At 50.7% G+C, this 26,292-nt stretch carries 23 protein-coding genes; 18 read left to right on the plus strand and 5 right to left on the minus strand.

What is annotated here, in order from left to right; translation table 11 throughout:
• Positions 1-24: 24 nt before the first annotated feature.
• Positions 25-930: a sugar phosphate isomerase/epimerase family protein gene (locus tag MCJ35_RS26565; RefSeq protein ID WP_240299706.1), complete on the minus strand. Its 906-nt coding sequence runs from the start codon at positions 928-930 to the stop codon at positions 25-27.
• A gap of 250 nt (positions 931-1,180) precedes the next feature.
• Between MCJ35_RS26565 and MCJ35_RS26570 the strand changes: the two genes are divergently transcribed.
• The 5 genes from MCJ35_RS26570 (at position 1,181) to MCJ35_RS26590 (ending at position 6,949) form a co-directional block, all read left to right on the plus strand.
• The gene (locus tag MCJ35_RS26570) at positions 1,181-3,070 is read left to right on the plus strand and encodes a BglG family transcription antiterminator (RefSeq protein WP_025484410.1); all 1,890 of its coding nucleotides are present in this window, start codon (positions 1,181-1,183) and stop codon (positions 3,068-3,070) included.
• Positions 3,063-3,473 carry a PTS sugar transporter subunit IIA gene (locus tag MCJ35_RS26575; protein WP_025484409.1) on the plus strand — a complete coding sequence of 137 codons (411 nt, stop codon included), beginning with the start codon at positions 3,063-3,065 and terminating at the stop codon, positions 3,471-3,473. The genes MCJ35_RS26570 and MCJ35_RS26575 overlap by 8 nt, the downstream gene beginning before the upstream one ends.
• Positions 3,474-3,509: 36 nt before the next feature.
• On the plus strand, positions 3,510-3,989 hold the full coding sequence (locus MCJ35_RS26580) for a PTS sugar transporter subunit IIB (protein ID WP_025484408.1): 480 nt from the start codon (positions 3,510-3,512) through the stop codon (positions 3,987-3,989).
• A 96-nt stretch (positions 3,990-4,085) separates the two neighbouring features.
• Positions 4,086-5,318 (plus strand): M24 family metallopeptidase, encoded by a 1,233-nt coding sequence (locus MCJ35_RS26585; protein WP_025484407.1) that lies wholly within the window; start codon positions 4,086-4,088, stop codon positions 5,316-5,318.
• A gap of 26 nt (positions 5,319-5,344) precedes the next feature.
• Positions 5,345-6,949, plus strand: a complete 1,605-nt coding sequence (locus tag MCJ35_RS26590) for a PTS system mannose/fructose/sorbose family transporter subunit IID (RefSeq protein WP_051400611.1) — start codon at positions 5,345-5,347, stop codon at positions 6,947-6,949.
• 121 nt (positions 6,950-7,070) lie between these two features.
• Here the strand turns inward: MCJ35_RS26590 and fsa are convergent, their stop codons facing one another.
• The 3 genes from fsa to MCJ35_RS26605 form a co-directional block, all read right to left on the minus strand.
• Positions 7,071-7,724, minus strand: coding sequence for a fructose-6-phosphate aldolase (fsa, locus tag MCJ35_RS26595; protein ID WP_008723684.1), 654 nt, complete (start codon positions 7,722-7,724; stop codon positions 7,071-7,073).
• Between the two features lie 219 nt (positions 7,725-7,943).
• Positions 7,944-8,693, minus strand: a complete 750-nt coding sequence (locus MCJ35_RS26600) for a DeoR/GlpR family DNA-binding transcription regulator (RefSeq protein ID WP_008723686.1) — start codon at positions 8,691-8,693, stop codon at positions 7,944-7,946.
• A gap of 1 nt (position 8,694) precedes the next feature.
• Positions 8,695-9,561, minus strand: a complete 867-nt coding sequence (locus MCJ35_RS26605; protein ID WP_240299707.1) for an alpha/beta hydrolase — start codon at positions 9,559-9,561, stop codon at positions 8,695-8,697.
• A 241-nt stretch (positions 9,562-9,802) separates the two neighbouring features.
• On the opposite strand from MCJ35_RS26605, the gene MCJ35_RS26610 reads away from it, so the two are divergent.
• From MCJ35_RS26610 to hemZ, 6 genes are all read left to right on the plus strand, one after another.
• A complete protein-coding gene (locus MCJ35_RS26610) occupies positions 9,803-10,327 on the plus strand; it encodes an adenine phosphoribosyltransferase (protein ID WP_008723691.1) in 525 nt (174 codons plus the stop codon).
• A 213-nt stretch (positions 10,328-10,540) separates the two neighbouring features.
• Positions 10,541-11,992: an extracellular solute-binding protein gene (locus MCJ35_RS26615; protein ID WP_025484404.1), complete on the plus strand. Its 1,452-nt coding sequence runs from the start codon at positions 10,541-10,543 to the stop codon at positions 11,990-11,992.
• Between the two features lie 39 nt (positions 11,993-12,031).
• Entirely contained in the window at positions 12,032-13,990 is a 1,959-nt protein-coding gene (locus tag MCJ35_RS26620; RefSeq protein WP_025484403.1) for a sensor domain-containing diguanylate cyclase, read from the plus strand.
• A gap of 96 nt (positions 13,991-14,086) precedes the next feature.
• Positions 14,087-16,372, plus strand: a complete 2,286-nt coding sequence (locus MCJ35_RS26625; protein WP_025484401.1) for a RelA/SpoT family protein — start codon at positions 14,087-14,089, stop codon at positions 16,370-16,372.
• Between the two features lie 116 nt (positions 16,373-16,488).
• On the plus strand, positions 16,489-17,130 hold the full coding sequence (locus MCJ35_RS26630) for an MBL fold metallo-hydrolase (protein ID WP_025484400.1): 642 nt from the start codon (positions 16,489-16,491) through the stop codon (positions 17,128-17,130).
• A gap of 16 nt (positions 17,131-17,146) precedes the next feature.
• The gene (gene hemZ / locus MCJ35_RS26635; RefSeq protein WP_025484399.1) at positions 17,147-18,664 is read left to right on the plus strand and encodes a coproporphyrinogen dehydrogenase HemZ; all 1,518 of its coding nucleotides are present in this window, start codon (positions 17,147-17,149) and stop codon (positions 18,662-18,664) included.
• A 3-nt stretch (positions 18,665-18,667) separates the two neighbouring features.
• On the opposite strand, the gene MCJ35_RS26640 is transcribed toward hemZ, so the two are convergent.
• Positions 18,668-19,585, minus strand: a complete 918-nt coding sequence (locus MCJ35_RS26640; RefSeq protein WP_008723704.1) for a LysR family transcriptional regulator — start codon at positions 19,583-19,585, stop codon at positions 18,668-18,670.
• A 74-nt stretch (positions 19,586-19,659) separates the two neighbouring features.
• Between MCJ35_RS26640 and MCJ35_RS26645 the strand changes: the two genes are divergently transcribed.
• From MCJ35_RS26645 to MCJ35_RS26675, 7 genes are all read left to right on the plus strand, one after another.
• Positions 19,660-20,376, plus strand: a complete 717-nt coding sequence (locus tag MCJ35_RS26645) for an AzlC family ABC transporter permease (protein WP_025484397.1) — start codon at positions 19,660-19,662, stop codon at positions 20,374-20,376.
• Complete coding sequence (locus MCJ35_RS26650; RefSeq protein WP_008723708.1) at positions 20,366-20,680, plus strand: AzlD domain-containing protein; 315 nt, start codon at positions 20,366-20,368, stop codon at positions 20,678-20,680. Before MCJ35_RS26645 ends, MCJ35_RS26650 begins: the two co-directional genes overlap by 11 nt.
• A 152-nt stretch (positions 20,681-20,832) precedes the next feature.
• A complete protein-coding gene (locus MCJ35_RS26655) occupies positions 20,833-21,792 on the plus strand; it encodes a uroporphyrinogen decarboxylase family protein (RefSeq protein ID WP_008723710.1) in 960 nt (319 codons plus the stop codon).
• An 85-nt stretch (positions 21,793-21,877) separates the two neighbouring features.
• Positions 21,878-23,302 (plus strand): ABC transporter substrate-binding protein, encoded by a 1,425-nt coding sequence (locus tag MCJ35_RS26660; RefSeq protein ID WP_008723712.1) that lies wholly within the window; start codon positions 21,878-21,880, stop codon positions 23,300-23,302.
• 154 nt (positions 23,303-23,456) lie between these two features.
• Positions 23,457-24,326: a carbohydrate ABC transporter permease gene (locus tag MCJ35_RS26665; RefSeq protein ID WP_025484396.1), complete on the plus strand. Its 870-nt coding sequence runs from the start codon at positions 23,457-23,459 to the stop codon at positions 24,324-24,326.
• A 12-nt stretch (positions 24,327-24,338) separates the two neighbouring features.
• Positions 24,339-25,181 (plus strand): carbohydrate ABC transporter permease, encoded by an 843-nt coding sequence (locus MCJ35_RS26670; RefSeq protein WP_008723716.1) that lies wholly within the window; start codon positions 24,339-24,341, stop codon positions 25,179-25,181.
• Positions 25,182-25,505: 324 nt separating this feature from the next.
• On the plus strand, positions 25,506-26,273 hold the full coding sequence (locus tag MCJ35_RS26675) for an amidohydrolase family protein (RefSeq protein ID WP_025484395.1): 768 nt from the start codon (positions 25,506-25,508) through the stop codon (positions 26,271-26,273).
• The last annotated feature ends 19 nt before the right edge of the window (positions 26,274-26,292 follow it).

Here is a 26,292-nt window from a genome sequence, read left to right on the forward strand (position 1 = left end):
CTCCTCCTTTTTAGTTGATGTTTATTATTTTGAGAACATGTCCAGTACCAGCTTTTGGGCCTTGATACCGTCCTGTCCTTTCATGACATCCTCAATCCTGTCCATGCCGTATTTGTCAATGGCATCGGATAAAGCCATGAATGCTTCAATGTTAGCGCTTACTTCCTGATCCGCTGCCTCGCGGACAGGGAATGAATCAAAGAATACGACCCCATCGTATCTGTACTTTTTAAGGTAATATACGAATTCCAGGGCCTGGGGCAGGCTGACGGACGCGAAGATCAGTCCATTGTCCAGTTCCCCGTAACCATCGTTCATGTGCAGGCCATACAGCTTGTTCTTGCGCGCGGCCAGCGCCAGTGAATAAGCAGGATTCTCACGCTTCATGAGCATATGGCAGAAGTCCAGGGTCACCCCGATATTGGGACGGTCAACCTCATCAATCATCTGGAGCGTAAGTCCGATGCCGTCAATCATGGAAAATGCCCTGGGTTCACATGGTTTATATTCAATGCTTACCTTTAACCCCTTTTCCCCGGCATAATCTGCTATTTCCTGAAAAGACCTGACTATTATATTCCAGTTTTTTTCATAATCAACCTGGAACGGATAGTCGAATCCGTCAAAACCCAGCCATATGGTTATGACCTGTCCCCCCAGTGCCTGGCATGCATCTGCGGCTTCCTTGCACAGCTCTACGGACTGCCGGCTTACCTCACGGTCTGTTCCGGTAAATTCCCCTTCCATGAACTCATTTCCACGGAATCTCAGCGCAACGCCGTTCACCCCCAGGCTGCCCATATGCTGTCTGATTTCTTCAAGGTCATACCCCTGCAGATGCTCAGGATAGTTGAATTCCAGGTGGGTGATGCCCGGCAGGTCACGGTAAGCATCAATGGTCTGGAACAAATCATAGTTCCCTTTAAACATAAAGGAATTCATTCTTCCAGCAAATTTCAATTTCTGTCACCTTCTTTCATATTGTTAGTATAAATATATAATTATTTTTAAAATTTGTCAACTATTTTAAAGTTTTTTCTTATTTTTTCATTTGTTTTCAAATGCAATGGGGAAAACAGGTGTATAGCCGTGTCCATAATAATGTGGACATAATTACAAAAGGCCCCCGCCTTAATTTTTCTCAGGTGCATTGCTATAATTCTAGCTAGGAGGATGATGAATGAATAAAAGGCAGATATCATTTATGAATATGCTTTTAAGCCATGACCAGGAGTTCCAGCCCATTGACTTTTACGCTGGTGAGCTGGATACCTCGTCGAAGACACTGCGAAGGGATCTGGAACAGGTGCAGAAGTTCCTGGATGAGTTCGGGGCAGTGATAGATAAGAAAAGCGGTGTGGGAATCCGTCTCAGGATAGGAGGGGAGCAGAAGGGAAAGCTGAATAACCACCTGTCTTACCTGGCCTATGCAGGACAGAGCGCAGGCGGGCAGACCTGGGAAAAGGATTCCAGAAGGATGGATATTGCCCTGAACCTGCTTCTGTATTCAGATGAATATACATCGCTGGCATCCCTGGCCTATAAGTATTATGTCAGCAAGAGTACAATCCACAGTGATTTCATGCATTTGGAAAAACTGTTCGGACGTTTCTCACTGCATATAAGGAAGACAATGGACGGGACCATCATTGCCGGTGAAGAGCGGGACATACGCCAGGCAGTGGTGTATATCCTTTCCCGGATATTAAATCCCAATGCGGCCCTGGTAAGGAACGGGGAAATGGCAGATGACGCAAGCCTGCCCCACCCGGATACGCTGAGCACGGTCCTGGACATATTCAGGGAGGACGACATCTGTTTTGTGAACCAGCTTCTTGGACGGATGGAGGAGACGCATGATTACAGGTTTGATGACAGTGAGTTTGTGAATGTATCCCTAAATCTTCTGGTGATGGTATACCGCCTGAAAAACAGCTGCGTCATGGAACCGGAGGCAGGGACCTCAGGATTCCAGGGAGGATTGGCTGGGCCGCTGGAGAATGAAGTGGAAGAGGTCTGTAACAGGATATGGGGGCATTATCACATGGAGCTTCCTCTGCCGGAGCGTGTCTGGCTGAAGAATATATTCCTGCTGACACATATGTTTGAGACAACCGGGGAAAACGGAAACGGGGATGAGGTGTTCCGGCTGTTCTGTGAAGATTTCATCGACGCATTTACCACCATCACCAATATAAACTTAAGGGAAAACCCTAGCTTTTGCGAAAATGTGATTTCCCACATCAACCTTATGCTGAAGCGTCTGCTGGGCCGCACGCCTGCCAGCAATCCGCTTATGGAGCTTCTGATTAAGGATTATCAGAGCACGCTTAATGTGTGCAGGATCATCTGCTGCATACTGGCCAGGAAGTTCGGCCTGCCTGAACTGAGCGTGGACGAAATCAGCTTTTTAATGCTCTATATCCTGGGGGAAACCGTGAGGCAGTCCGAGCATGCCAGGGTGCTGTTTGTGACGGATATGACCAAAAGCATTGCCAACCTGACCAAACTGAGGCTGCAGCAGAGGTTCCCGCAGTGGAATTTTGATACCTGCGCCAGCGACGGGTACCGTACGGCCAAAAGGGAGTCCTATGACTTCTGCATATCCACGGCCATGCTGGATACGGATGAGCATTCCATACCGTATGTGTTTGTCTCCCCCATACTGGAAAACAGGGACTTTAAGAACATCCAGGAACTGTTCTGGAAGACCAGCGAGAGTACATCCGTGTATCACCTGGAACTCATAAGGATCATCAATGACCTGCATGATATCGGGTGTGATATCAGGGCTTCGGACAGCCCCGATGACAGGGCGGGCAGTGAGTTAATCCGGATATCCGCTTTAAAAGGAATCCAATATATATATTCAGTTAATGGCCTGAAAAAGAATCATTGCATATTTGTCCTGGACAGCCCGGGGACACGCATAAGGGAGGTACACATAGATATGTGCAATCTGGATTTCATGCTGTTTTCTTCAAAAATCGTATATCTGCTGGACAATTGTCCGGATGATGTCATACCAGGTTTTATCAATTATTTAACGGGAGGAGAGGCAAATGTTTAAAATCATACTTTTCATGCATGGAAGACTTGCAGAAGAATTCATAAGGGCATCTGCGCTGGTATTTGGTGAACAGAAGGAGATGGAGGCTTACAGCCTGGAACTTGGCTGCGATGTGGACGGGTTAAGGTACCGTATTAAAGAGTCCATCCTGCAGTCGGAAAGCCGGGGACAGGAAGTCCTTGTGCTGACCGACCTGATGAACGGAACCCCCTTTAACACTATGATGCAGCTGCAGGGGGAGTGCGGGTTCAGCCACTTTACAGGCGTGAACTTCCCGCTTCTGCTGGAGGTCCTTAACCGGAGGATGTCCCAGGATATGGCAGGCGCGGTAAAGGGACTGGAGGATGTGGCAAAGGGCAGTATCTATGACTGTGATGCATTTTTGCAGCAGATTGCGCTTTGATGACCAAAGGTATATATGTGAAAGGAGAAGGTTTTTATGAAGAATATTTTAGTAACCAGGATTGACGACCGTTTAATCCACGGGCAGGTGGTGACTGCATGGATTAAACAATATCCCATCAATAAAATCCTTATTATTGATGACGAGCTGTCCAGGAACAAACTGATGGAGCGGATTTACAAGGCAGCTGCACCCGTGGGCGTGGAGGTCATGATCATGGATCAGGAGCATGCAAAAGGCTTTCTGAAGGAGGCGCCCCTGGCCAAGGAACATATCATGGTACTTGTAAAGGTGCCGCAGGTACTGGAACGTCTGCTTCAGTCAGGCGTGGGATTTGACAAGATCATCCTTGGAGGGATGGGGGCAAAGCCCGGCAGGAAGACATTTAATAAAAATGTTTCCGCCAATGAGGATGAGACGGAGTGCTTCAGGAGGATCATTGACAGCGGGGTGGAGATTTATTACCAGCTGGTGCCAAGTGAGAAGGAGGTCAACATAAGGAAACTCTTATCCTGAAACAGGGTGTCTGAAACAGGGGGCCTGAAACAGTATGCCTGAAACAGAGTCCGGTAAGAGGAGTCAACCATATAAGAAAGATGGAAGGAGCAGATTATGAATGAATTTCCGGATTATTTAAAATCCTTTCCCAAAGAGGAATATGAAGCCCATGTAAAAAAGCTTCAAAAGGAGATGGAGGCAGAGGGGCTAGATATGCTTCTGCTGTCATCCCCTGAAAATATATTTTATTCCACGGCGTACCGTTCGTGGTATACCTCCAGCCTGTTCCGGCCCGTGTTGGTATTTGTCCCTAAGAAAGGGGAGCCGGCTATTTCCTTACGGGTACTGGAAAAGTCAACGGTCAGGAATGTGGCATGGTGTCCCGCCATTTATGCGGCTGGTACAAAATCCAGGGACCTGGGACCCCTTAATTCCGAAGGACCGGTTGATGCCATGAGACAGTTCATATCCAGCCTGGATTACCCGGTTAAGACGGTTGGGCTGGAAGCCGGGGACGGGCAGCATTATTTCTGGTCCCTCAATATTTTAAAGGAACTGGTGGATGCATTTGACGGCCTGCGCTTTGTGGATGGGACCGGGGCAATCCAGAAAGCCCGCATGGTAAAAACAGGATGGGAGATTGACCGGATACGGACAGCCGGATACGTGACGGAACAGGCAATCCGGGATACCTTCAGCCAGATCCGTCCCGGTATTACAACGGAAAAGGAGATTGCAAGAGGCATAGCCAGCCGCATGACAGCGGGGGGAGTGGATAAGATTTCATATCTCACCGTGAATTCAGGCAGGGATAAGTACCATACCTTCAACAGCTATGCCACGGACCGGATTGTTGACCACGGGGATATCGTGCTTGTGGATATCAGCGGCCATATTGACGGATATGCTTCTGACCTGACCCGGGTAATGTATCTGGGACATACGGCCCCGGAGCAGTATGTGGAGATGGCGGAAACAGCCAGGGAATGTGTGCATGCCGGCTTCCGCATATTAAAGCCGGGAATTCCAGTATCGGATATTAATAAGGAAATAGAGGGGTATCTGAGAAAATCCAGGTATGGAAGCCAGGTGGTACATTCCAGCGGACATTCCACCGGGTTGAACGTGACGGAGTATCCCAATATCAGCGACGACTGCTGCGAGATCGTGCGGCCGGGAATGGTCTTTGCCCTGGAGAACGGGGTTTATCCATATGATTTGGAAAAGGGGGCGGGAACGATATGGATATCCTTCCGTATGGAGGATGAGGCGCTGGTAACGGGGCAGGGAGCAGAGTGGCTGTCCGGACCGGGCAAAGCACTGTATACATTGGGAGATTTTTGTTGACATGACAAAAGAAGGAGGTTACGAGTATGATCATTATCCAAGCTTTATTAATTGCAATTGCGGCCAACCTGGCCAGCGGCAGGGTCTGGAGCCCCATCACCTGGCCTTTCTGTTATCCGCTTATTAACGGTACCGTGGTGGGACTGATACTGGGGGACCCGCTCCTGGGCCTTATGGCAGGGGCAACCATTAACCTGGCTTACATAGGCTGGATTTCCGCAGGCGGCACCATGCCGTCCAACATCGGTATCGCAGGCGTGTACGGGACCGCCATTACCATACTGGCCAAGGCAACGCCGGAGCTGGCCATCACGCTGGCCATCCCCATCGGGCTTTTAGGCGTGCTGCTGTGGAACCTTCAGATGACACTGAATGTGTTCTGGGTACACCGTCTGGATGCAAATGCTGAAAAGGGTGAACTGAACAAGATATTCTTTAATGCATGGCTGTTCCCCCAGCTTACGTCCCTTGTGGTCAATGGAACCCCTGCTTTCATCCTTATGTTTTTAGGCGGGGATTTCTTCAACCGTCTGCTGGGCCAGATTCCCCAGGGATTTGTCAATGCGCTGAGCGTGACCGGCAACCTGCTTCCCGCACTTGGCGTTGCCATGCTGCTTAACTATCTGGGCAAGAAAAAAATGATTCCCTACTTCGTAATCGGATTTTTCCTTACCACCTTCCTGGACCTTGGAATCATGGCTGTGGCCATCCTTGGGGCGTGTGTGGCAGTGATTGTCTACTATGCGTCTACGGAAAAAGCGGCAGAGGAATATGTGGAGGCTGTGGAGGAAGCACCAAAACAGGAATTGAAAATCAGGCTGCGCAAATCAGATTTGGTGAAGCACTGGCTCATCGGCCTTGGCGCAGAAGTTGGATATAACTATGAAAGAATGCAGGCATCCGGCAATGTGCTGGCCATGCTTCCTGTGATTAAACGGCTTTACACGGATCCTGAGGACATCAAGGCCGCATTAAAACGCTATCTGGTATTCTTTAACACGGAGCCGTCCTTTATCGGCAACGTGATTCCCGGCATCTGTGCTTCCCTTGAGGAAGAGCGGGCCAATGGCGCTGATATATCGGATGAGATGATCAACGGGCTGAGGACGGGCCTCATGGGACCGCTGGCCGGGGTCGGGGACAGCCTTGCAGGCGGCATCATCTATCCAATCGCGGTATCCCTTGGATGCGCCCTGGCCCTGAAGGGCAACTTCTCAGGCCCAATCCTGTTTTTCGTAATCTTTACCGGAATCATGCTGGTGCTGGGCTACAACCTGTATCAGATGGGTTATAAGCAGGGAAGCGTGTCCGTCATGAATATTCTGGGAGAAGGCTCTGGCTCCATCACACGCCTTACGGACGCGTTCGGAATCCTTGGCCTGATGGTAATCGGCGCAATGGGCGCCCAGAAGGTACTGGTGTATGTGCCTCTTCAGATTACCGTGGGCCAGACAACGGTTATCTTCCAGGATGTACTTAACGGCCTTCTGCCCAATATGCTTCCCTTCGGCCTGATAATCGGCACCTGGATGCTGCTTAAGAAAAAGGTATCTCCTGTCCTGGTTGTGCTGATACTCATGCTGGTGGGTATTATAGGATACTATGTTGGGGTGCTTGGGATTGCGGTATAGGGCTGCAGTGTAGGAATACGGTATAGGACCGTATGGGATATATGGATTATATTAAAAGAAGGAATGGGGCGCAGGTATCTCCTGCGTCACATTCCTTCGTTGTGTTTCTGCCTGATTTCAATTATTCCCCAAACACAGCCCTGTAATCAGCCTGGAACTTCTCGATTCCCTGGTCGGTTAAAGGATGCTTTGTCATCTGCTCAATTACCTTATAAGGAACAGTGGCAATGTCGGCGCCTGCCTTGGCACAGTCAATTACGTGGATTGGGTTGCGCACGCTGGCTGCGATGATTTCAGTCTCGATGTTGTGCATCTGGAAAATCTCGGTTATGTCGTAGATTAAGTCGATTCCCGGCATGGAGATGTCATCCAGACGGCCCAGGAACGGGGATACGTAGGAAGCGCCTGCACGTGCGGCTAAGAGGGCCTGGGCAGCGGTAAATACCAGTGTCACATTGGTCTTGATGCCTTCTGCTGTCAGCACCTTGCAAGCCTTTAAGCCTTCAACGGTCATAGGAATCTTAACAACCATGTTGGGATGGATGGCGGCAATCTCACGGCCTTCCTTAATCATGCCCTCGGCATCAACGGTGGTTGCCTTAACCTCGCCGCTGATTGGTCCGTCCACGATGGAGGTGATTTCCTTAATCACTTCTGCAAAATCCCTGCCTTCTTTGGCAATCAGGGATGGGTTGGTGGTTACGCCGCAGATGACGCCCATGTCGTTTGCTTTCCTGATGTCTTCTACATTGGCTGTGTCAACAAAAAATTTCATAGTAATTACCCTCCTAAAATATCCCGGACAGTGTCCCTGCCCTTCTCCAATTGTTTTCTAAGTGTATTATAGCGCATATATATATGATGTCAAGCAAAATAATGCAAAAAAATGCGTTAGTATGCGATTTTTATATATTTGCACTGAATGAACACGTAAAAGGAAAAGAAAATACCGCATAAGTAACGCAAACTTCGGCATGATGGCATTTCCCATCCCTTATATGAAATCCAACCCCTTATTCCGATAGTCCACCGCCATCTCCCCGGACACATCGCTGTCCGTGATCAGGGTGGTAAATGCCTCAATCCCGCACACATGGTATCTGGATACAGTATTCAGCTTAAGCGGGTTGACAAGGGCGATGACCCTTCTGGAGGTCTGGATCAGCTGGCGCTTGATGCTTACCTCATCCGGGTAGGGGATGGTCATCCCGTACTCGGGATGGATGGCGTAAACGCCCATGAAGCACAGGTCCGGGTGGTAGAGGGCTGCCTGGCTGGCGGCAATCTCGCCCACATTGGTCATGGATTCCTTTAACAGGGTGCCGCCCAGCACGATTACATCCACCTGCTCTTTCATGGAACAGGCGTGGGCAATGGAGTAGCTGTTGGTCAGCACGGTCAGCTTCAGGTTATTAGGAATGCTTTTTGCAAACTGAAGGTTGGTGCTGCTGCCGTCAATGGCTACCAGCTGGTCCTTTTCAAGGAAGTCCAGCGCCTTGGAGGACAGGCGCTGCTTCAATTCCACATCCGTGGTTTCCCGGTCAAAGAAGTTGATGACCGGCCGTTCCATGGGGATGGCGCCGCCGAAGACCCGCTTTACCTGGCCCTTCTGGTCCAGATCCAACAGGTCGCGCCGGATGGTGTCCTCCGATACATTGAGTTCCACTGCCAGCCGGCTGACCACCACCTTGCCTGAGGTGTGGAGTTTGTTCAGTATCAATGCCTGACGTTCTTCTTTTAACATATCATTCCGTCCTTTCCCCGGTATTTGGACCGTGTGCCACCCATTCCCTGGCCAGGTTTATCCAGCCCTGGCAGTGGGGGACCAGGCAGTCTCCTGTATGGTCGGATACCTCCTCCGTTGCAAGGGACAGCCCGTGGCATCCTTCCGGATAAATGTGCATCTCCAGACTCACCCCGGCTTTCCTCAGGGCGGACGCGAAGAGCAGGGAATTTTCCACCGGCACGGTCTGGTCCGTCCAGGTGTGCCACAGGAACGTCCTGGGCACGTGGGGACCTGCCTGATGCTCCAGGGACACCAGCCTGCGCATGGCCGGATCCTGGTCTGCCCCGGCGCCTAAAAGCTGGGAAAAGGAGCGCTGGTGTCCGTATTCCCCGGATGTAATCACCGGGTAACAGAGTATCATGCCTCCCGGCTGTATCCCTTCAGCGGTAAGGCCAAGGGGCTTATAGAGGAATTCACGGTTCCACATGGTTCCCATGCACCCCGCCAGATGGCCTCCTGCTGAAAATCCGCAGACGATGATTTGGGAACTGTCAATGCACCATTCCCTGCTGTGGGCCTTTATGAGTGCCACGGAACGGGCCAGTTCCATGAGGGCAAGGGGAAATATTTCAGGAGCCACATGGTAGTGGAGCACGAATACCTGGTATCCGGCTGCCAGGAATTCCATGGCTACGGGCTGGTCTTCCCTGGGGGATACGAAGCCATACCCTCCGCCGGGGCAGATGACGATTGCCGGACGGAGACGCCCCGGGGCCTGGGGCATGGGGGAGAGAAGATAGGCGGTCAGGTCCGCGGCGTCCTCTGTGGACCGCCGGTATCCGCATTCCTCTGATGTGACCGTGATTTTATAATGTTTTATATCCATAATGATCTTAACCGTACCTTTCTGGAAAGTCCCGCACAAATACGCAGAAAAAAGCAGCTTCCAGTACCATTATACTGAAAACAGGCGCACCCTTCAATAGACAATCGTATTTGCGTTTCAATTGGGAGATAATATGGCGGGCCGCCCCGCCCCGCGGCACCCAAGTATGGGCTTTACAGCCTGACGGGAACCAAGTATAATGGTTATGGAAGAAACTGAATTCGGAAGAGAGGTAACAAAAATGAAGAAGTTGGAAGAGTATGTAAGAAGCATACCGGATTTCCCGGAGCCGGGAATCATTTTCCGGGATGTGACCAGCATCCTGCAGGACGCAGACGGACTGTGCCTGGCAGTGGACAGCCTGATTGATATGGTAAAGGATCTGGATTATGACCTGGTGGTGGGGCCTGAATCCCGCGGCTTTATTTTTGGTGTACCGGTTGCCTATGCGCAGCATAAGGGCTTTGTACCTGTGCGCAAGAAGGGCAAGCTTCCGTGTGAGACCATTTCCATGGATTATGACCTGGAATACGGCCAGGCCACCATTGAGATGCATAAGGATTCCATCAAGCCCGGCCAGAAGGTGGTGATTGTGGATGACCTGATTGCCACAGGCGGCACAACAGAGGCAATCATCAAGCTGATTGAGGAGCTGGGCGGCAAAGTAGTGAAAATCTGTTTTGTCATGGAACTGGCAGGACTCAAGGGCAGGGAGCACCTTAAGGGGTATGATGTGGAATCTTCCATCATCTATGAGGGCAAATAGAAGATAGACGGATGACCGGATGAATAGACGGATGACTGGATAACCGGTCCGCTAACCGGACGGCCAGCTGGTAACAGAAAAGCCTTATTCCTGTGAAAGGGGAGGCTTTTTTTAATTGTATACAGGAAAAAAGGACGGATAATTCCTTGAACAAAGCCCCCTGTCGTAGTACAATAAGAATAATATTTTTTAAAAAGTAAAGGAGTAGGCCAAATGGGACAAAAGAAAGCAGGAATTGCAGCGGTAGTATGTATGATGTCCATTTCCCTTATGCTGGGGGCATGTAAAAGCGGTGTGCCGGCGGACAATGCTCCGAAAACGGCAGAAACAGGGCAGGGGGAATTAAAGCTGGTATTCTGGCATTATTATAACGATGCGCAGAAGCAGTATCTGGACCAGCTGATTAAGGAATATAATGAGACTGAGGGCGCGAAGAAGCATGTTGTGGTGGAGGCTTCCAGCCAGGGTTCCATCGGGGACCTTACCAACAAGATAGACCTGACCCTTAATGGATCCACCAATGACGTGGAGATGGCCAACATGTCCCTGGCCTACAGGGATATGATTGTGGGCGTGGTAAATAAACACGGGGAGAGACTGGTGGATGCCGGCGGTTACCTGTCAGAGGATGAACTTTCGTGGTACAACCAGGCATATCTGGAGGAAGGATATATCGGCGGCAAGCTTTATATACTGCCCTTGGTCAAGTCCACGGAACTGCTATTGATGAACCAGACCCGCCTGGATAAGTTCCTGGACGAGAATCCGCAGTATTCAATTGATGACATGTCTGACTGGGACGGCCTGGAGCAGATGGCCCAGGGGTATTTTGAATGGACGGACAACGCCACACCTGATGTTGACGGGGACGGAAGCCCTTTTATCGGTCTGGATAACCTGGCTAATTATTTTATAGCCATGAACCATGCCATGGGTTCTGATATCTATCATTACGATCAGGACGGCGCTTTTGTGGCGGATTTAAATGAAGACTATATCAGGCGGTTATTCCTGAATTATTATATTCCCTTTACCAAGGGGTATTATGGGGCCAGCGGCAAGTACAGAAGTGATGATATCAAGCAGTCCGTACTGGCGGGATATGTGGGTTCGTCCTCCAGCGTACTGTATTTTCCGGATGAGGTTGCGGACCGGGACGGGAACATGGTCCCTGTGGAAATCGGGGTTTATAAGTATCCGGTGCTGGCTGGAAGCCGGGAGACAGCCATCCAGCAGGGAGCGGGCGTGGTGGTATTCAACCGCAGCCAGGAAGAGAACCAGGCCAGCATGGACTTTATCCGCTGGCTGACGGTTGACAGGGGATTTGAACTGGCTTCCTCCATGTCCTATATGCCGGTGGACCATGAGCCCATGACACAGGACCAGGAAAAACTCATTGAAAGCCCAAAGGTCTTAAAGGGCATTGAGGTTGGACTGGAGCAGAGCAGTACCTATCAGATGGTATACGGATTTGATTTTGAGAATTCTTATGATGTCAGGAATGACCTGAATGATTGTTTCAGCAGTTCGCTTAAGGAGGGCCGTGCAGAATTCCTTGGATATCTGGATCAGGGAATGTCCATGGAGGAAGCCGCGAAAGCCATGGAATATGACAAGAAGGCTGAGGCGTTTTATGAGCAGGTAGAAGCTATATTTGGACAGTAGTGACTGCCCCGTTTTCCTGCTGGAATGGAGATTCGTCCTATGAAGAAATATTTGTTAAGCAATAGGGTGCGGAATGCAATCTTACTTGCCATCCTGCTGCAGAGTGTCATATTTGGTATTGGCCTGGTGGTAACCGGCACATTTTCCGGGACAGCCAACCGTCCGTATAAAGTAATGGAGTCCCAGGTGTCTGAAAAGAACTCCCTGCTGTCAGGTTATATGAACAATGTGCTTCTGCTGTCCAATACCATGGAGAAAGAACTGGGACGGATGTCAGATGAGGAGGAAATCCAGAACCGGCTGATTGATAACCTGAACCATGCTTCTTCGGCAGATGGGATATTTTATATTAATCTGGACAGCCGGGAGGCGCTGGTATTTCACGATGGCGAACCAGATATCTATTCTTCCACTTATGGCGATATCAGCTGTGTGATTGGACACCCCAAAAGCAGCTATTCCATTGCCCTGGCCAGGAACTGGAGGCCCAAGCTTTCGGACGGGAACTGGGCTGATGCAGAATATTACTGGGATAACAGAAGTAATGGCGGAACCTGGTTCTTTACCGATGAATGCATATATTATGTACTGACCCAGGAAAAGAAAGGGAGCCGCCTGATTATGGGACTGGAAATCAGCAGGAATATGCTGGACACATATCTCAAACTGGACAATCCCCCTTATAAAGGTATGTCTGTCCTGCTGCTTTCAGACGGGAATATCAGATACAGCGTTGACCCGGAGATGGAGGGCACTGGGTATGCATATGATGAAAAGACCGGCCACATCTCCCTGAACTATAAAGGAACGGCCTATGACGGGGTGCGGAGCGTGCTCCAGACCTATGGCTACATGGACGGAGGGGCAGTGTATGTGGCGGCCGTATGCCATCATTCGGAGCTGGCGGCCCTGTCTTATTCCACGGTCATCATGGTGGCGGGGGTATATCTGTTTTCCATTATAATCGCAATGATTTTTTCCTATATCGCCATCTGGATGGTGTTAAAGCCAATCCAGAAGCTTCAGGAGGATATAACGGACCAGAAGCCGGAGGAGGTTCATTTTAAGGAAAGCGGCATTGTGGAGATTGACAGGATACACCAGGCGTTAAATGACATGGCTGCAAAGCTGGAACAGAGTTATTCCAGATATTCCTTTGCCATGGAGTCCGCAGGGGATAATGTGGGAAGCTTTGAATACCAGGACAAAGCCGGAAAGGTCAAACTTAGCCCGTCCATCTGGCACCTTCTGGATATCCGGCCGGACCGGAGGAAACCGGTGGGAGAGATGGATTATAAGCAGTGGCAGGATATCCTTGGGAGCATGGAACGCATTGAAGAACTGGAGGATGGCTATTCCTTCCTGGACCAGGGCGGGAACAGGCGCGCCGTCTCCATCCGTCAGAGGACCGAGGAAAATGGCGTGTTCGGTATGGTGATAGATAAGACGGATGCGTATAAGGAGATTGTGCGTCTCCGGAACATTTCCCAGCATGACCAGCTGACAGGGCTGTATAATGCGGCTTATCTGAAAAAGGAAGGCCAGAAGATACTGGATGATAACAGGAACCTGGTCAATGCCCTGGTGTTCTGTGACTTGGATAACCTTAAGTATATCAATGATAACTTCGGCCATGAGATGGGGGACCGGTACTTAAAGGCCATGGCAGACATGCTTGCTGATATGGCGGCCCCGGAACAGTGCGTTGCGGTGCGCCTGTCAGGGGATGAATTCGTACTTTTCTTCTACGGATACGGCGACCGGGAAACCATCCTTAATAAGGTAAAGGAGGGATATGAACAGCGTCCCTTCATACAGCTGCCTGACGGGACAAGGCATAGGATCAACGCATCGGTGGGACTTGCATTTGCCCAGAGGGAGACAGAGCGCATGGACGATCTGATTAACCGTGCGGACAGGGCCATGTACCGTGTGAAGCATGGCAGTAAAAACGGGATAGCAGTGTATGATAAGTCAGATGAAGCGGGGCCGGTATAGGGTCCCGCTTAGGTTTTTTCCATCCTACCCTTGCTTTTTTACATAAAAAAAATTATAATGTATCTTGACTATCCATAGGAAAAGGTGACCGCAGATATGGCAGAAAAGGGAACAAAAGAAAAACTGGATATTGAACTGGAAGCTCCGGCGGACTTTACAAGCCCTGAAGAACTGTATCAGGACCTGATTAATACCATCCGTAAATACCATCCGTCCGATGATATTACCATGATTGAAAAAGCGTACAGGATTGCCAATGAGGCGCACAAGGAACAGAAGCGCAAGTCAGGCGAACCGTACATCATCCATCCGCTCTGTGTGGCCATTGTACTGGCCGACCTTGAGATGGATAAGGAGACCATTGCCGCTGGGCTGCTCCACGATGTGGTTGAGGACACAATCATGACCCTGGACCAGCTGACCAAGGAGTTCGGCTCCGAGGTCTCATTTTTGGTGGACGGGGTTACGAAGCTGACCCAGCTGAACTGGGACAAGGATAAGGTGGAAATCCAGGCAGATAACCTGCGCAAGATGTTCCTTGCCATGGCAAAGGATATCCGCGTCATCATCATCAAACTGGCTGACCGCCTGCACAACATGCGCACCGGACAGTACTGGAAGCCGGAGAAGCAGAAGGAAAAAGCCAGGGAGACCATGGAGATATATGCGCCCATTGCCGACAGGCTGGGTATTTCCAAGATTAAGATTGAACTGGATGACCTGTCGCTTAAATTCCTCAAACCGGATGTTTATTATGACCTGGTGGAAAAGGTAGACCTGCGCAAGGATGCCAGGGAGGCCTTTGTCCAGGAAATCGTGGATGAAGTTAAGAACCATATGAAGGAAGCTGGCGTGGACGCCACGGTTGGCGGAAGGGTGAAGCATTTCTTCAGTATCTATAAGAAGATGGTGAACCAGAATAAGACACTGGATCAGATATATGATTTATTTGCGGTAAGGATCATGGTGGATAACGTGAAGGACTGTTATGCGGCCCTGGGCGTGATCCATGAGATGTATAAACCTATCCCCGGGCGTTTTAAGGACTATATTGCCATGCCCAAGCAGAATATGTACCAGTCGCTGCACACAACCCTGATCGGCAGCAATGGGCAGCCCTTTGAGATCCAGATCCGCACCTATGAGATGCACCGGACAGCGGAATATGGTATCGCGGCCCACTGGAAGTACAAGGAGAGCGGCAGCGGCCAGGTAGCGGCAGGCAGTGAGGAGGCAAAACTCAGCTGGCTGCGCCAGATACTGGAATGGCAGAGGGATACGGATGATTCCAAGGAATTCCTGAGCATGGTCAAGGGTGACCTGGACCTGTTTTCGGACAGCGTATACTGTTTTACCCCATCCGGCGATGTGAAGACGCTTCCCAGCGGTTCTACTCCTATTGATTTTGCATACTGTATACATAGTGCAGTGGGCAATAAGATGGTGGGGGCCAGGGTCAACGGCAAGCTGGTGCCCATAGAATATGTAATCCAGAACGGCGACCAGCTGGAGATCATCACGTCCCAGAATTCCAAGGGGCCCAGCAGGGACTGGCTGAATATTGTCAAGAGCACCCAGGCTAAGAATAAGATTAACCAGTGGTTCAAGAACCAGATGAAGGATGACAATATCGTCCGGGGCCGTGATTCCATTGAGCGCTACTGCAAGGCCAAGGGGATTAACTGGTCTGAGATAAGCAAGCCCGAGTTCATGGAAAAGGTCATGAACCGTTACGCGTTTAAGGACTGGGATTCCGTCCTGGCGTCCATTGGGCACGGCGGCCTGAAGGAAGGCCAGGTCATTAACAAGATGCTGGAGGAGCGCGAGAAGAAATTAAAGCGCGAGATCACGGATGAGGATGTGCTCAACGGCATTGCGGACACGGCCGGACGTTCAGGCGAGGCAACGGTGCGCAAGTCCAAGAGCGGCATCGTGGTTAAGGGCATCCATGACCTGGCAGTGCGTTTTTCCAAGTGCTGCAACCCTGTCCCGGGAGATGAAATCGTGGGATTCGTAACCAGGGGCAGAGGCGTATCCATCCACCGCACGGACTGCATCAACATGATTAACCTGCCTGAGGATGAGCGGGGCAGGCTCATTGACGCGGAGTGGCAGATGGCCGAGGGAGCCACCAACAACGAGCAGTATTCCACGGAGATTAAGATATTTGCCAATAACAGGATTGGCATGTTTGCCGATATATCCAAGGTGTTCACGGAAAAACAGATTGACATCACCTCCATGAATGTGAGGACCAGCAAACAGGGCAAGGCAACCATCATCATGACGTTTGATATCCACGGCACGGAGGAACTGAACCGTCTTACGGATAAGATACGCCAGATTGAAGGGGTGCTGGATATTGAGCGTACTGCCGGGTGATGGGGATATGTCCGGCGATGCCTGATACAGCCAGGTGATGCCGGATATGTCCGGCGGCAGGCATCTGATGAAACGTACCCGGCAAAGACGGCTGCCATATGGAAAGGGGAATCGATATGAGTGATATGCGTGTTAAGACATGTGTGCTGGGAGCGGTAAGCACCAATTGCTTCCTGGTCTATCATGATACTACAAAGGAGGCCGTAATCATAGACCCGGCCGATAATGCACATTATATCCTGAATAAATGCAGTGAGCTGGGGATTTCACCCAGGGCAGTGCTTCTGACCCACGGTCATTTTGACCATATCATGGCGGCAGAGGATTTACGGCGCGCATTCCACATTAAGATATATGCTTCTGAGACAGAGGACGCCATGCTGGCGGATGGGGGACTTAACATGTCGGGCAGCTGGGGCGGCATGCAGACCAGCTTCCACGCGGATGTGCTGTTAAAGGACGGGGATGAGCTGGATTTAATCGGATTTTGCTGGAAGGTGATAGAAACGCCGGGTCACACATCCGGGTCGGTCTGCTACTATGTTCCCGGGGAAGAGGTGGTCTTTGCAGGGGACACCCTGTTCTGCGAATCCTATGGAAGGACGGACCTTCCAACGGGAAGCAGCAGCCAGATTGTGGATTCCATCGTAAACAAGGTATTCCATCTGCCGGACGATACCATGGTATATCCGGGACATGGGGAGACAACCACCATTGGCCATGAGAAGCAGAGCAACCCCATTGCATTTTACAGATAATGAAAGCAGGACTTATATGATTGGATTATTAATACAGGATAATGCATATGAACAGGACATCAGAGAACTTCTGATGTCCTTTTATCCGGGTGAAACCTATGCCCATGAGGTTAAGGATGAACTGGGATTTTATGTGGAGACAAAGCTGGGGCAGGGGGAAATCTCGGTCCTCATATGGGACAGGGACGGAGGCCGGGACGGGATGGACCAGGGCGGGGCCGCGGCCCTTCCGGCCGGACAAGGCCCTGAGGAAGGGAATCCGGTATCATGGAAGCTGTCAGTGAGCCGTACCGGGACATCCGACCTGTCCGACCACTCAGCCACCAAGAACGTGGTTAAGAAAATGTTCTACCAGATGCTTATGGAGCGCACGGGAACAGGGCTCCCCTGGGGGTCCCTCACAGGAATCCGTCCCACCAAGATTGCCCTTACCAGGCTGGAGGAGGGCTGGGATGAGGATGCTATCCGTTCCTTCATGAAAGAAACCTACATGGCCAGTGACGAGAAGATTAACCTGAGCATCGAGATTGCTGCCAGGGAAAAGAAGCTGCTTGAACCCCTGGATTATGAGCGGGGTTACAGCCTTTATGTGGGGATTCCCTTCTGTCCCACCACCTGCCTGTACTGTTCCTTCACCTCCTATCCCATCAGCAAATGGACGGGGCGCACAGGGCTTTACCTGGAGGCATTGTTTAAGGAACTGGAATACACCGCAGGGAAAATGAAGGGACGGCCTCTGGATACCATTTATTTTGGAGGCGGCACACCTACATCCCTTCCGGCGGAGGATATCCATGCTATCTTATGTAAACTGGAAGACCTTTTTGATACGGGACATGCCCTGGAATTTACCGTGGAGGCCGGGCGGCCGGACAGCATAACGGAGGAAAAGCTGAAGGTGCTGAGGAACCATGGCATCACCCGCATTTCCATTAATCCCCAGACCATGAACCAGAAGACCCTGGACCTGATTGGACGCCGCCATTCCGTGGAAATGGTTAAGGAGCGGTTTTGGATGGCAAGGGAGCTGGGCTTTGACAACATTAATATGGACCTGATCATGGGACTGCCTGAGGAGGACATGGACGATGTGCGCCATACACTTCATGAGGTAAAGGAGCTGGCGCCGGACTCCCTTACCGTCCATTCCCTGGCCATTAAGCGGGCTGCCCGCCTTAACATGTTCAGGGAACAGTACGGGGACCTGAAAATCAGCAATACGCCTGAGATGATTGACCTGAGCGCTGCCTGCGCCAGGGAGATGGGGATGGAGCCATACTATCTCTACCGCCAGAAGAACATGGCCGGTAATTTTGAGAATGTGGGATATTCCCTTCCTGGCAAGGCCTGCATCTATAACATCCTTATCATGGAGGAAATGCAGACCATTGCCGCCTGCGGCGCCGGAACCACCACCAAGGTGGTATTCCCGTCTGAAAACAGGCGGGAGCGGTGCGAGAACGTGAAGGAAGTGGAACAGTATATCAGCCGGATTGACGAGATGATAGGGCGCAAGGAGAAAATCCTCCTGTAATCCCTATATCTTAAAGTAGTCCAATATATAATCGATGAAATATCGGCTGGCTATGGGAAGCACCTTCTTGTTCTTGTACACAAGGGCCAGGGTGCGGGTGACTTCGGGATAGATGGGTTTTGTCACTATGTTCTGGTGATATCCTTCTAACACCAGGTCATAGAGGCTGGAGACGCCCAGGCCCTGTTCCACCATGGACATGATGGTGTAGTCATCCACCACCGTGTACTGTATGTTGGGGTTCAGCCCGTGCCGGTAGAAGGCGGACAGGGGGACGCTTAACTCCACCCCTTCATCCAGCAGGATGTAGGGCAGGGATGCCAGGGTCTTCAGTGAGATGGATTCCTCCCCTGCCAGATAGTGGTCCGGGGGAAGGACGGCCTGCATGCGGTCCGTACACAGGGGGATGATGGTAAGCCTGGAGGTGACGTCCGGGTTGGTGAAGCCAAAGTCAACGCTTCCCTCAGCCACCCACTGGCAGATGCTGGTGTAATCCCCCTGGCGCAGGATGAACTGCACGGAGGGGTACATTTTCTTAAAATCCTTTATGAACCTGGGGAGCCAGGTACGGCTGACGCTGGTAAATGTCCCGACGCGTATCAGGCCACGTTCAAGGCCCTGCATCTCCTGGCATTTCACATCCAATTCACGTCTGGCATTGCTGACGGACTGTATGTAAGGCAGATATTCCCTGCCGTCCGGCGTCAGCTCTGCGCCGGTCTTGGAGCGGAGGAACAGGGTGGTATTCAGCTCGTGTTCCAGCGTGCGTATCATCTGGCTCACGGCAGACTGGGTATAGCCTGACTCGGCCGCTGCCTGTGTAAAGCTGCCTGTTTCCACAATTCTTATAAACACATCGTATCGGTTCATGGGCTTCTCCTTTAATCGTTCCTTAAACATAAGACAACCTAATGTATCCATTATAAACTTTCGTTTTTCTTATTTCAATACCGGAGTTATAATAAAGCCATCACAAAATTTGAGTGGGAAAAACAATGGACACAAAGAATATGTTTTGGCTGAAAAAGGGAATACATGACGGGATACCCATTGCCCTGGGGTATCTGTCCGTGGGCTTTACCCTTGGCATCACGGCCCGGCACGCAGGGCTTACGCCCTTCCAGGCAACCATTACCAGCCTGTTCATGAATGCCTCGGCAGGGGAATTTGCAGGCTTTACCATGATTTCTGAGAAGGCCGGATATGTGGAGGCCGCAATCATGATGCTGATCATCAACGCCCGGTATCTCCTGATGTCATGTGCCCTGAGCCAGAAGCTGGGCAGCGGTGCGTCCGTGCTTCACCGCATGCTTATGGGATATGATGTCACGGATGAGATATTCGGCGCATCCATCATGGTCCCGGGAAAGCTGAATCCGCGCTATTATTATGGGATGATGCTCATATCCATGCCCGGCTGGGCAGCGGGGACATGTCTTGGCGTGGTTGCGGGGAACGCCCTTTCAGAGGGGATTGTAAGCGCCCTGGGTGTGGGGCTTTACGGAATGTTCCTGGCGGTAATCATACCTCCGGCTGCCAAGGAACGGGTTTTGGGCGTGCTGATTGCCATTTCCATGGCTGCCAGCTATGCCATGTCCATACTGTGCAGCGGTATCTCCCCGGGGACGCGTATCATGATGCTGACCATCATCATAGCAGGGGCTGCAGCCATACTGTTCCCCATCAAGGAGGAGAGGGAAAATGGAGCATAACGTATATATCTACATATTGGTCATGGGCGCGGCCACTTACCTGGTGAGGGCGGTTCCGCTGATTTTCATCCGGCATGAGTTAAAGAATACGCTGATCCGGTCATTTTTATATTATGTGCCGTATGTGACGCTGGCGGTGATGACATTTCCATCCATCCTGGGGGCCACCAGAAGCCCTGTGGCGGCCCTGGCGGCCCTGGTTACAGGAATCCTTGCCGCGCTGGGCGGAGGCGGGCTTCTGAAGGTGTCTGCGGCCTGCTGCATCGTGGTTTATATAAGTGAAAGGATTTTGCCTGTATTGTGAAAAACAACAAGGTATAAGTTGGGAAATGTGTCACAAATGGTCGAAATGCATATGAATAATTCCGAATATATTGAAAAATTCACAAATCTGTGATATTATTTAAAAATGAAAAAAATATATTCGGTAAAATAAATATAAAGGAGTAAAGGGACGTGAAGAAGAGAGAACGAGTTTTTGCGGCAATGAAGAATCAGCCCGTGGATAAGATCCCCAGTTATTTTACCATGCATTTTCCAAGGGAAGTTGCGTTCGGCGAAGCAGCTGTGGAGGAACACCTCAAGTTTTTTAAGGAGGTAAATCCGGACATCCAGAAAATCATGAATGAGAACCTGGTTCCCAATATGGGGTCCATTAAGACGCCGGATGACTGGAAGTGCATCAGGAGCATTTCCCTGGATGACAGGTTCATGCAGGATGAGATTGAACTGGTGAAACGTGTGCTGGACCGGTGTGACATGGATGCCTATAACATCGGCACACTCCACGGCATCGTGGCCTCCACCATCCACCCCATTGAACCGGATTACGGTTATATGCCCGTAAGGCAGCTGCTGGTAAGCCACCTGCGCCAGAATAAGGCCCCGGTGCTGGATGCCATGAAGCGGATTGCCGACGGACTGTGCCAGCTGGCAGGGAAGTTCGTGGAGCTGGGACTGGACGGAATCCTGTATGCGGGCCTTGGCGGGGAGCGTTTCCTGTTTACGGACCAGGAGTTTGAAGAGTACATAATGCCGTTTGATAAGCAGATCATGAATGCATGTCTGGAGGCGGGAGGGAACAACATCCTGCATATGTGCAAGACCGATGTGAATTTTGACCGCTATAAGAGCTATAAGGGCCTTTATACCATTGCCAACTGGGGCGTGTATGAGGCGGGCCTGAGCCTGTCGGAGGGACGCCGGATATTCACGGACTGTGCCATCATGGGCGGGCTTTCCAACCATATGGGTCCGCTGATTGAGGGCACTGCGGATGAGATAAGGGAAGAGGTAAGGCGAGTGGTGGCTGAGGCCGGAAGGACCGGGTTTATCCTGGGCACGGACTGCACCATTCCCACAGGGACATCCTATGACCGCCTGAGGACCGCGGTGGATGCCCTGGAAGGGCTCTAAACACTATGTGGCAGCCGGATTCATGTAAGCAATATGATGTTAATATAAAAGCCATGGAAGACCATGGTGGGAGGGAGATTTTAATATGAAGAAACGATTTTTATCAGCAATCCTGATTGGCTCAATGGTGCTGTCGGCAACGGCCTGCGGCGGCGGTTCCGGTTCAGACAAGCCCGCGGATACAGCGGCGCCAAAGGAAACCCAGGCTCCGGCAGCCGAAGGAAGCAGCGAGGCGGCAGGAGAGGACAAGAAGGCTTATCCGGACGGAACCATGACCATTTACGCCTATGGGCAGCCCCAGTACCTGCAGATTTATTTTGACAACTGGCTGGAGCGCAACCGCGACATCGCGCCAGGCGTGAAGATTGAGATTGTCCAGACCAAGGATGTCAATGATGCCCGTGAGAAAATCAGCATGACATACCTGTCCGGAGCCATGGACGACCTGCCTACCGCAACCATGATAGACCCTGTCAGCCTCATTGACCTGGCAAAGGGCGGCATTGTGATGGATGTCACGGACGACATCTCGCCGCAGGTGCCGAATATGGTTGACGGCGCATGCAATGACGCAACCCTTGGCGGGAAGATTTACGGCTATCCTGATTCCGTGCGCCCGCAGCTGCTGTTCTATAACCAGAGGATTTTTGACAAGTACGGTGTTGACCCTGCACAGATGGAAACCATCGAGGGCTGGATTGAAGCCGGACGCCAGTTAAAGGAAAAGAGCAATGGCAGTACATACCTTTCCTACATTGACCCAACAAGCCGTACCTGGCGTTATTACGGACGCCGCGGCCTCATGCCTCAGGCGGACGCCCATATCTGGGATGACCAGGGCAATGTGGTCATTGGAAGCGACCCGGGGGCCAAGCTGGCATTTACCACGCTGGATACCCTTTGCCAGGAAGACCTGCTGTTTAAGTCAGCCATCCTGGAACCGCCGATGTATGATTCCATCCGGGAAGATAAGATTGCAACCTTCTATATCGGCGCATTCTGGGATGAGTTCCTGCGCCTGAACGTACCTGAGACAGCCGGTGACTGGCGTGTGATGAAAGCCCCTGTGTTCAAGGAAATCGGTACAGGCGGAGCGCCTGTTTCCCAGTACTGGGCAGTCATCAACAATCCGGATGATCCGTATACATCCCTGTTCCAGAAGCTGTGGTATGATTTCCAGTTTGACAATGACGCCCGTAAGGAATGGGTCAATGAGGTTGAGTCCCAGAACGGACCGTATGCCAACCCGGTAGCCCTTTCCATGCTGGAAGACCCATTCTGGAAAGAACCATCTGATTTCTACGGCGGACAGTCCTTCAGGGAAATGGAAGGAAAGGGACTTGAGAACAGTTCCAAGAACCTGGTTGTGACGCCACAGGATGCGGAAGCAGACACCGTTATAAGCGCTGAGCTGGAAAAATATGTTGCAGGCGATCAGAGCATGGACGATGCGATTGCAAATATGCAGAAGAATCTGGAAGCGAAGATTGGAAAGGCAACAATCGAATAATGCTTTACCTTAGGGCAGACAGCTGGAATGTATGTTCAGACACGCCCCAGGAGATTTGACCTGAGGAGAGTTGGATGGCGCGGCACGGAGCAAGGCACTGAATCAATCCGTGCCGCGCCTGTTATATTTATATGAGAAGAAGGGGTGGCTAATCATGGCTAAATTTCTAAAACGGTACCGGTATCCTTATCTGTTCATCATGCCCTTTTTTATTCTGTTCCTGGTGTTTCAGCTGGTTCCCAATATCTGGACCGTGTATATCAGCCTGACAGAGTGGAACGGAATCGGGGAGCCGCGGTTCACCGGCGTGCAGAACTACAACATGCTTTTTAAGGATTATATGTTCTGGGATGCGCTTACGAACACGGTGATTTACTGGATTACAGGCGTCATACTGATTCTGGCCCTGGGGCTTCTGATATCGGGGCTGCTTAACTATAACAGGCTCAGGGGCAAGGCGTTTTTCAAAAGCGCTACCTATCTGCCTAATATCTGTGCCGTTATTGCCATGGGTATTATTTTCAGCATGCTGTTTGAGAAGAATACGGGCCTTATTAACGAGGTCATCTTTTCCATGGGCGGAAGCAAGGTGGACTGGCTTACAGGCACCAGATTTTCCAAGCTTCCGGTCATTGCGCTGAACGTGTGGAGGAATACCCCGTGGTTTACCATGATACTGCTCTCCGGACTGCTCAATATATCGCCTGAGTATTATGAGGCGGCAAAAGTGGATGGGGCCAATGCGTTCCAGCGTTTTTTCAAGATTACGCTGCCCTCCCTGTCCAACGTCATGTTTTTCTGTTTCATCACACTGACTGCTGACAGCTGGAAGATATTCAACGAGCCATTCATGCTGCAGGGACCTGGCACGTCCAACGTATCCTTGTTCCAGTACATGTATGAGTCTGGTTTCAATGTGTTTAAGCTGGGATATGCAAGTGCAATCGGCTGTATGCTGACGCTTATCCTGCTGATTGTTTCCATTATCCAGTTCATCATACGCATGAAACAGGGCGAAGTATAAGGAGGTGGGTGTATGGGTTACAGAACAAGAAGGCAGCTGGTGGATATACTGGTACATACGCTGCTTATCATCATAGTCATATTTTCCATGTTCCCAATCATATGGATGTGCTTGATTGCGCTCAAAGGGGCGGGGGAGAGCGTCAGCGGATTCAACTCCCTGATTCTCAGGAATCCTTCCCTTGGGAACCTGAAACGTCTTTTTGAACTGCTTCCTAATTTCTGGAAGAACTTTTATAACAGTGTGTTCACTACATTTTTCGGCACGGTCACGTCCCTGTTTTTCTGCTCCCTGGCTGGTTTTGCATTTGCAAAATATAAGTTCCCGGGCAATAAGACGTTGTTTTATTTCTGCGTGGCAACCATGCTGATCCCGCCTGAGGTTGGTTCAATCCCCATGTTCCTGGTCATGAGGAAGATGGAGCTGATTAACAGCCTGTGGTCCCTGGTCATCCCAAGGATGGCAACTGCAATCGGTATCTTCTACATGAGACAGTACATCATGGATGTGCCGGATGAGATCATCGAATCGGCCCGCATAGACGGCTGCCATGATTTTAAGATTTATACCAGCATCGTCATGCCCATTATCAAGCCCGCGCTGGCTTCCTGGGGCATCCTGACCGTCATAGCCAGATGGAATGACTTCTTCTGGCCCCTGATTTTCCTTCGCAAGAGCGAGAAATACACCCTGATGGTGGCAATCACCATGCTCCCCTTCAGCGAGGGCATGTCCACGCCGTGGCCTGTCACCATGGCCGGAACCGCCCTGGCAACCCTGCCGGTCATTGTTATTTTCATTGTGCTGCAGGCGTTCATGAAGGATGGGCTGACTTTGGGGGCGGTGAAAGGGTAGGTGTGCCTGGTGCGGCCTGGATTTAGTGACCCATATGGTTGAGGATGGGGTTGGATTCGATAGACAGAATACAATGGATATTATAATTTTCAGAGGAAAAGCACTTCCTGCGGGAGGTGCTTTTTAATTTTGGTTAAAAAGTGTTGTGCAATATGCTGCAAGTTGTGCTGCTATATTTGAATAGTTTAGACAAAAATTTAAAATGCCCTTGAAATTCAATACAGAACGTGTATATAATATAACCAAGTTAGATAGGTTATATAAGATGACTCATTAATTATAGTCTTAAGGTCAGGATATCTGACTGGAAAAGGAGGAAATATTGTGATTATTGACGCAGATGTGCATCTTTCGCCGCTTCATGAGTACGAAACCAACATGAATGCTGAGATGCTCATGGAATCCATGGAAGAAGCAGGGGTTGACAAGGCCCTTTGCTGGGTACACAGACCCTACATACGCTCCATGCTGCCGGAAGTACAGCGCTACCTGTATGAATCATCCAAACGTTATCCCGGGAAGATCCTGGGGTTTGGCTGGGTTGATCCAAGGCTGGGAAAAGACAATGCCAGGGATGAGCTTCACCGGTGCCTGTATGAATATGGTTTTTATGGTGTCAAATTTAATGGGGCGCAGAATGAACATATGAATGATGATCCTGAGATGGTACTTCCCTTAGTAGAAGAGATAGCAAGATGCAATGCGGTGCTGGCACTGCATACGGGGGCGGATGCATATGAGGGTACCCATCCGCACCGGGTAAGGAACATAGCAAAGCGGTATCCGGAATTGAAGATCCTTATGGTCCACATGGGAGGCGCCGCGCTGTCGGATCTCAGTGCATCAGCCATTGAAGTGGCCAAAGAGTGCCCCAACGTGACAATCATAGGCAGCGATATAAGGGCCAGGTCCCTTCTGAAAGGAATCCGTGAAGTCGGGCCGGACCGTGTATGTTTTGGAAGCGACACCCCATTTGAGGTAATGAGGGCGGAGGTTGCCAAGTATAAGGCGCTTCTGCAGGGTGTTGTGAGCGAGGAGGAAAAGGAGATGATATTCCACAAAAATATAAGCAGGGTTCTGGGCCTTGGATAATATACATGAGAAACCGGAT

It is taken from the genome of Enterocloster sp. OA13 (assembly GCF_022440595.1).
GTDB classification, from domain to species: domain Bacteria; phylum Bacillota; class Clostridia; order Lachnospirales; family Lachnospiraceae; genus Enterocloster; species Enterocloster hominis.

Coding starts and splice junctions, on each gene's coding strand:
- MCJ35_RS26670 (WP_008723716.1), top strand. CDS start 24,339: ATGGGTTACAGAACAAGAAGGCAGCTGGTGGATATACTGGTACATACG.
- fsa (WP_008723684.1), bottom strand. CDS start 7,724: ATGAAATTTTTTGTTGACACAGCCAATGTAGAAGACATCAGGAAAGCA.
- MCJ35_RS26565 (WP_240299706.1), bottom strand. CDS start 930: ATGTTTAAAGGGAACTATGATTTGTTCCAGACCATTGATGCTTACCGT.
- MCJ35_RS26665 (WP_025484396.1), top strand. CDS start 23,457: ATGGCTAAATTTCTAAAACGGTACCGGTATCCTTATCTGTTCATCATG.
- MCJ35_RS26625 (WP_025484401.1), top strand. CDS start 14,087: ATGGCAGAAAAGGGAACAAAAGAAAAACTGGATATTGAACTGGAAGCT.
- MCJ35_RS26640 (WP_008723704.1), bottom strand. CDS start 19,585: ATGGATACATTAGGTTGTCTTATGTTTAAGGAACGATTAAAGGAGAAG.
- MCJ35_RS26660 (WP_008723712.1), top strand. CDS start 21,878: ATGAAGAAACGATTTTTATCAGCAATCCTGATTGGCTCAATGGTGCTG.
- MCJ35_RS26630 (WP_025484400.1), top strand. CDS start 16,489: ATGAGTGATATGCGTGTTAAGACATGTGTGCTGGGAGCGGTAAGCACC.
- MCJ35_RS26650 (WP_008723708.1), top strand. CDS start 20,366: ATGGAGCATAACGTATATATCTACATATTGGTCATGGGCGCGGCCACT.
- MCJ35_RS26610 (WP_008723691.1), top strand. CDS start 9,803: ATGAAGAAGTTGGAAGAGTATGTAAGAAGCATACCGGATTTCCCGGAG.
- MCJ35_RS26615 (WP_025484404.1), top strand. CDS start 10,541: ATGGGACAAAAGAAAGCAGGAATTGCAGCGGTAGTATGTATGATGTCC.
- MCJ35_RS26585 (WP_025484407.1), top strand. CDS start 4,086: ATGAATGAATTTCCGGATTATTTAAAATCCTTTCCCAAAGAGGAATAT.
- MCJ35_RS26645 (WP_025484397.1), top strand. CDS start 19,660: ATGGACACAAAGAATATGTTTTGGCTGAAAAAGGGAATACATGACGGG.
- MCJ35_RS26620 (WP_025484403.1), top strand. CDS start 12,032: ATGAAGAAATATTTGTTAAGCAATAGGGTGCGGAATGCAATCTTACTT.
- hemZ (WP_025484399.1), top strand. CDS start 17,147: ATGATTGGATTATTAATACAGGATAATGCATATGAACAGGACATCAGA.
- MCJ35_RS26575 (WP_025484409.1), top strand. CDS start 3,063: ATGTTTAAAATCATACTTTTCATGCATGGAAGACTTGCAGAAGAATTC.
- MCJ35_RS26605 (WP_240299707.1), bottom strand. CDS start 9,561: ATGGATATAAAACATTATAAAATCACGGTCACATCAGAGGAATGCGGA.
- MCJ35_RS26580 (WP_025484408.1), top strand. CDS start 3,510: ATGAAGAATATTTTAGTAACCAGGATTGACGACCGTTTAATCCACGGG.
- MCJ35_RS26600 (WP_008723686.1), bottom strand. CDS start 8,693: ATGTTAAAAGAAGAACGTCAGGCATTGATACTGAACAAACTCCACACC.
- MCJ35_RS26570 (WP_025484410.1), top strand. CDS start 1,181: ATGAATAAAAGGCAGATATCATTTATGAATATGCTTTTAAGCCATGAC.
- MCJ35_RS26590 (WP_051400611.1), top strand. CDS start 5,345: ATGATCATTATCCAAGCTTTATTAATTGCAATTGCGGCCAACCTGGCC.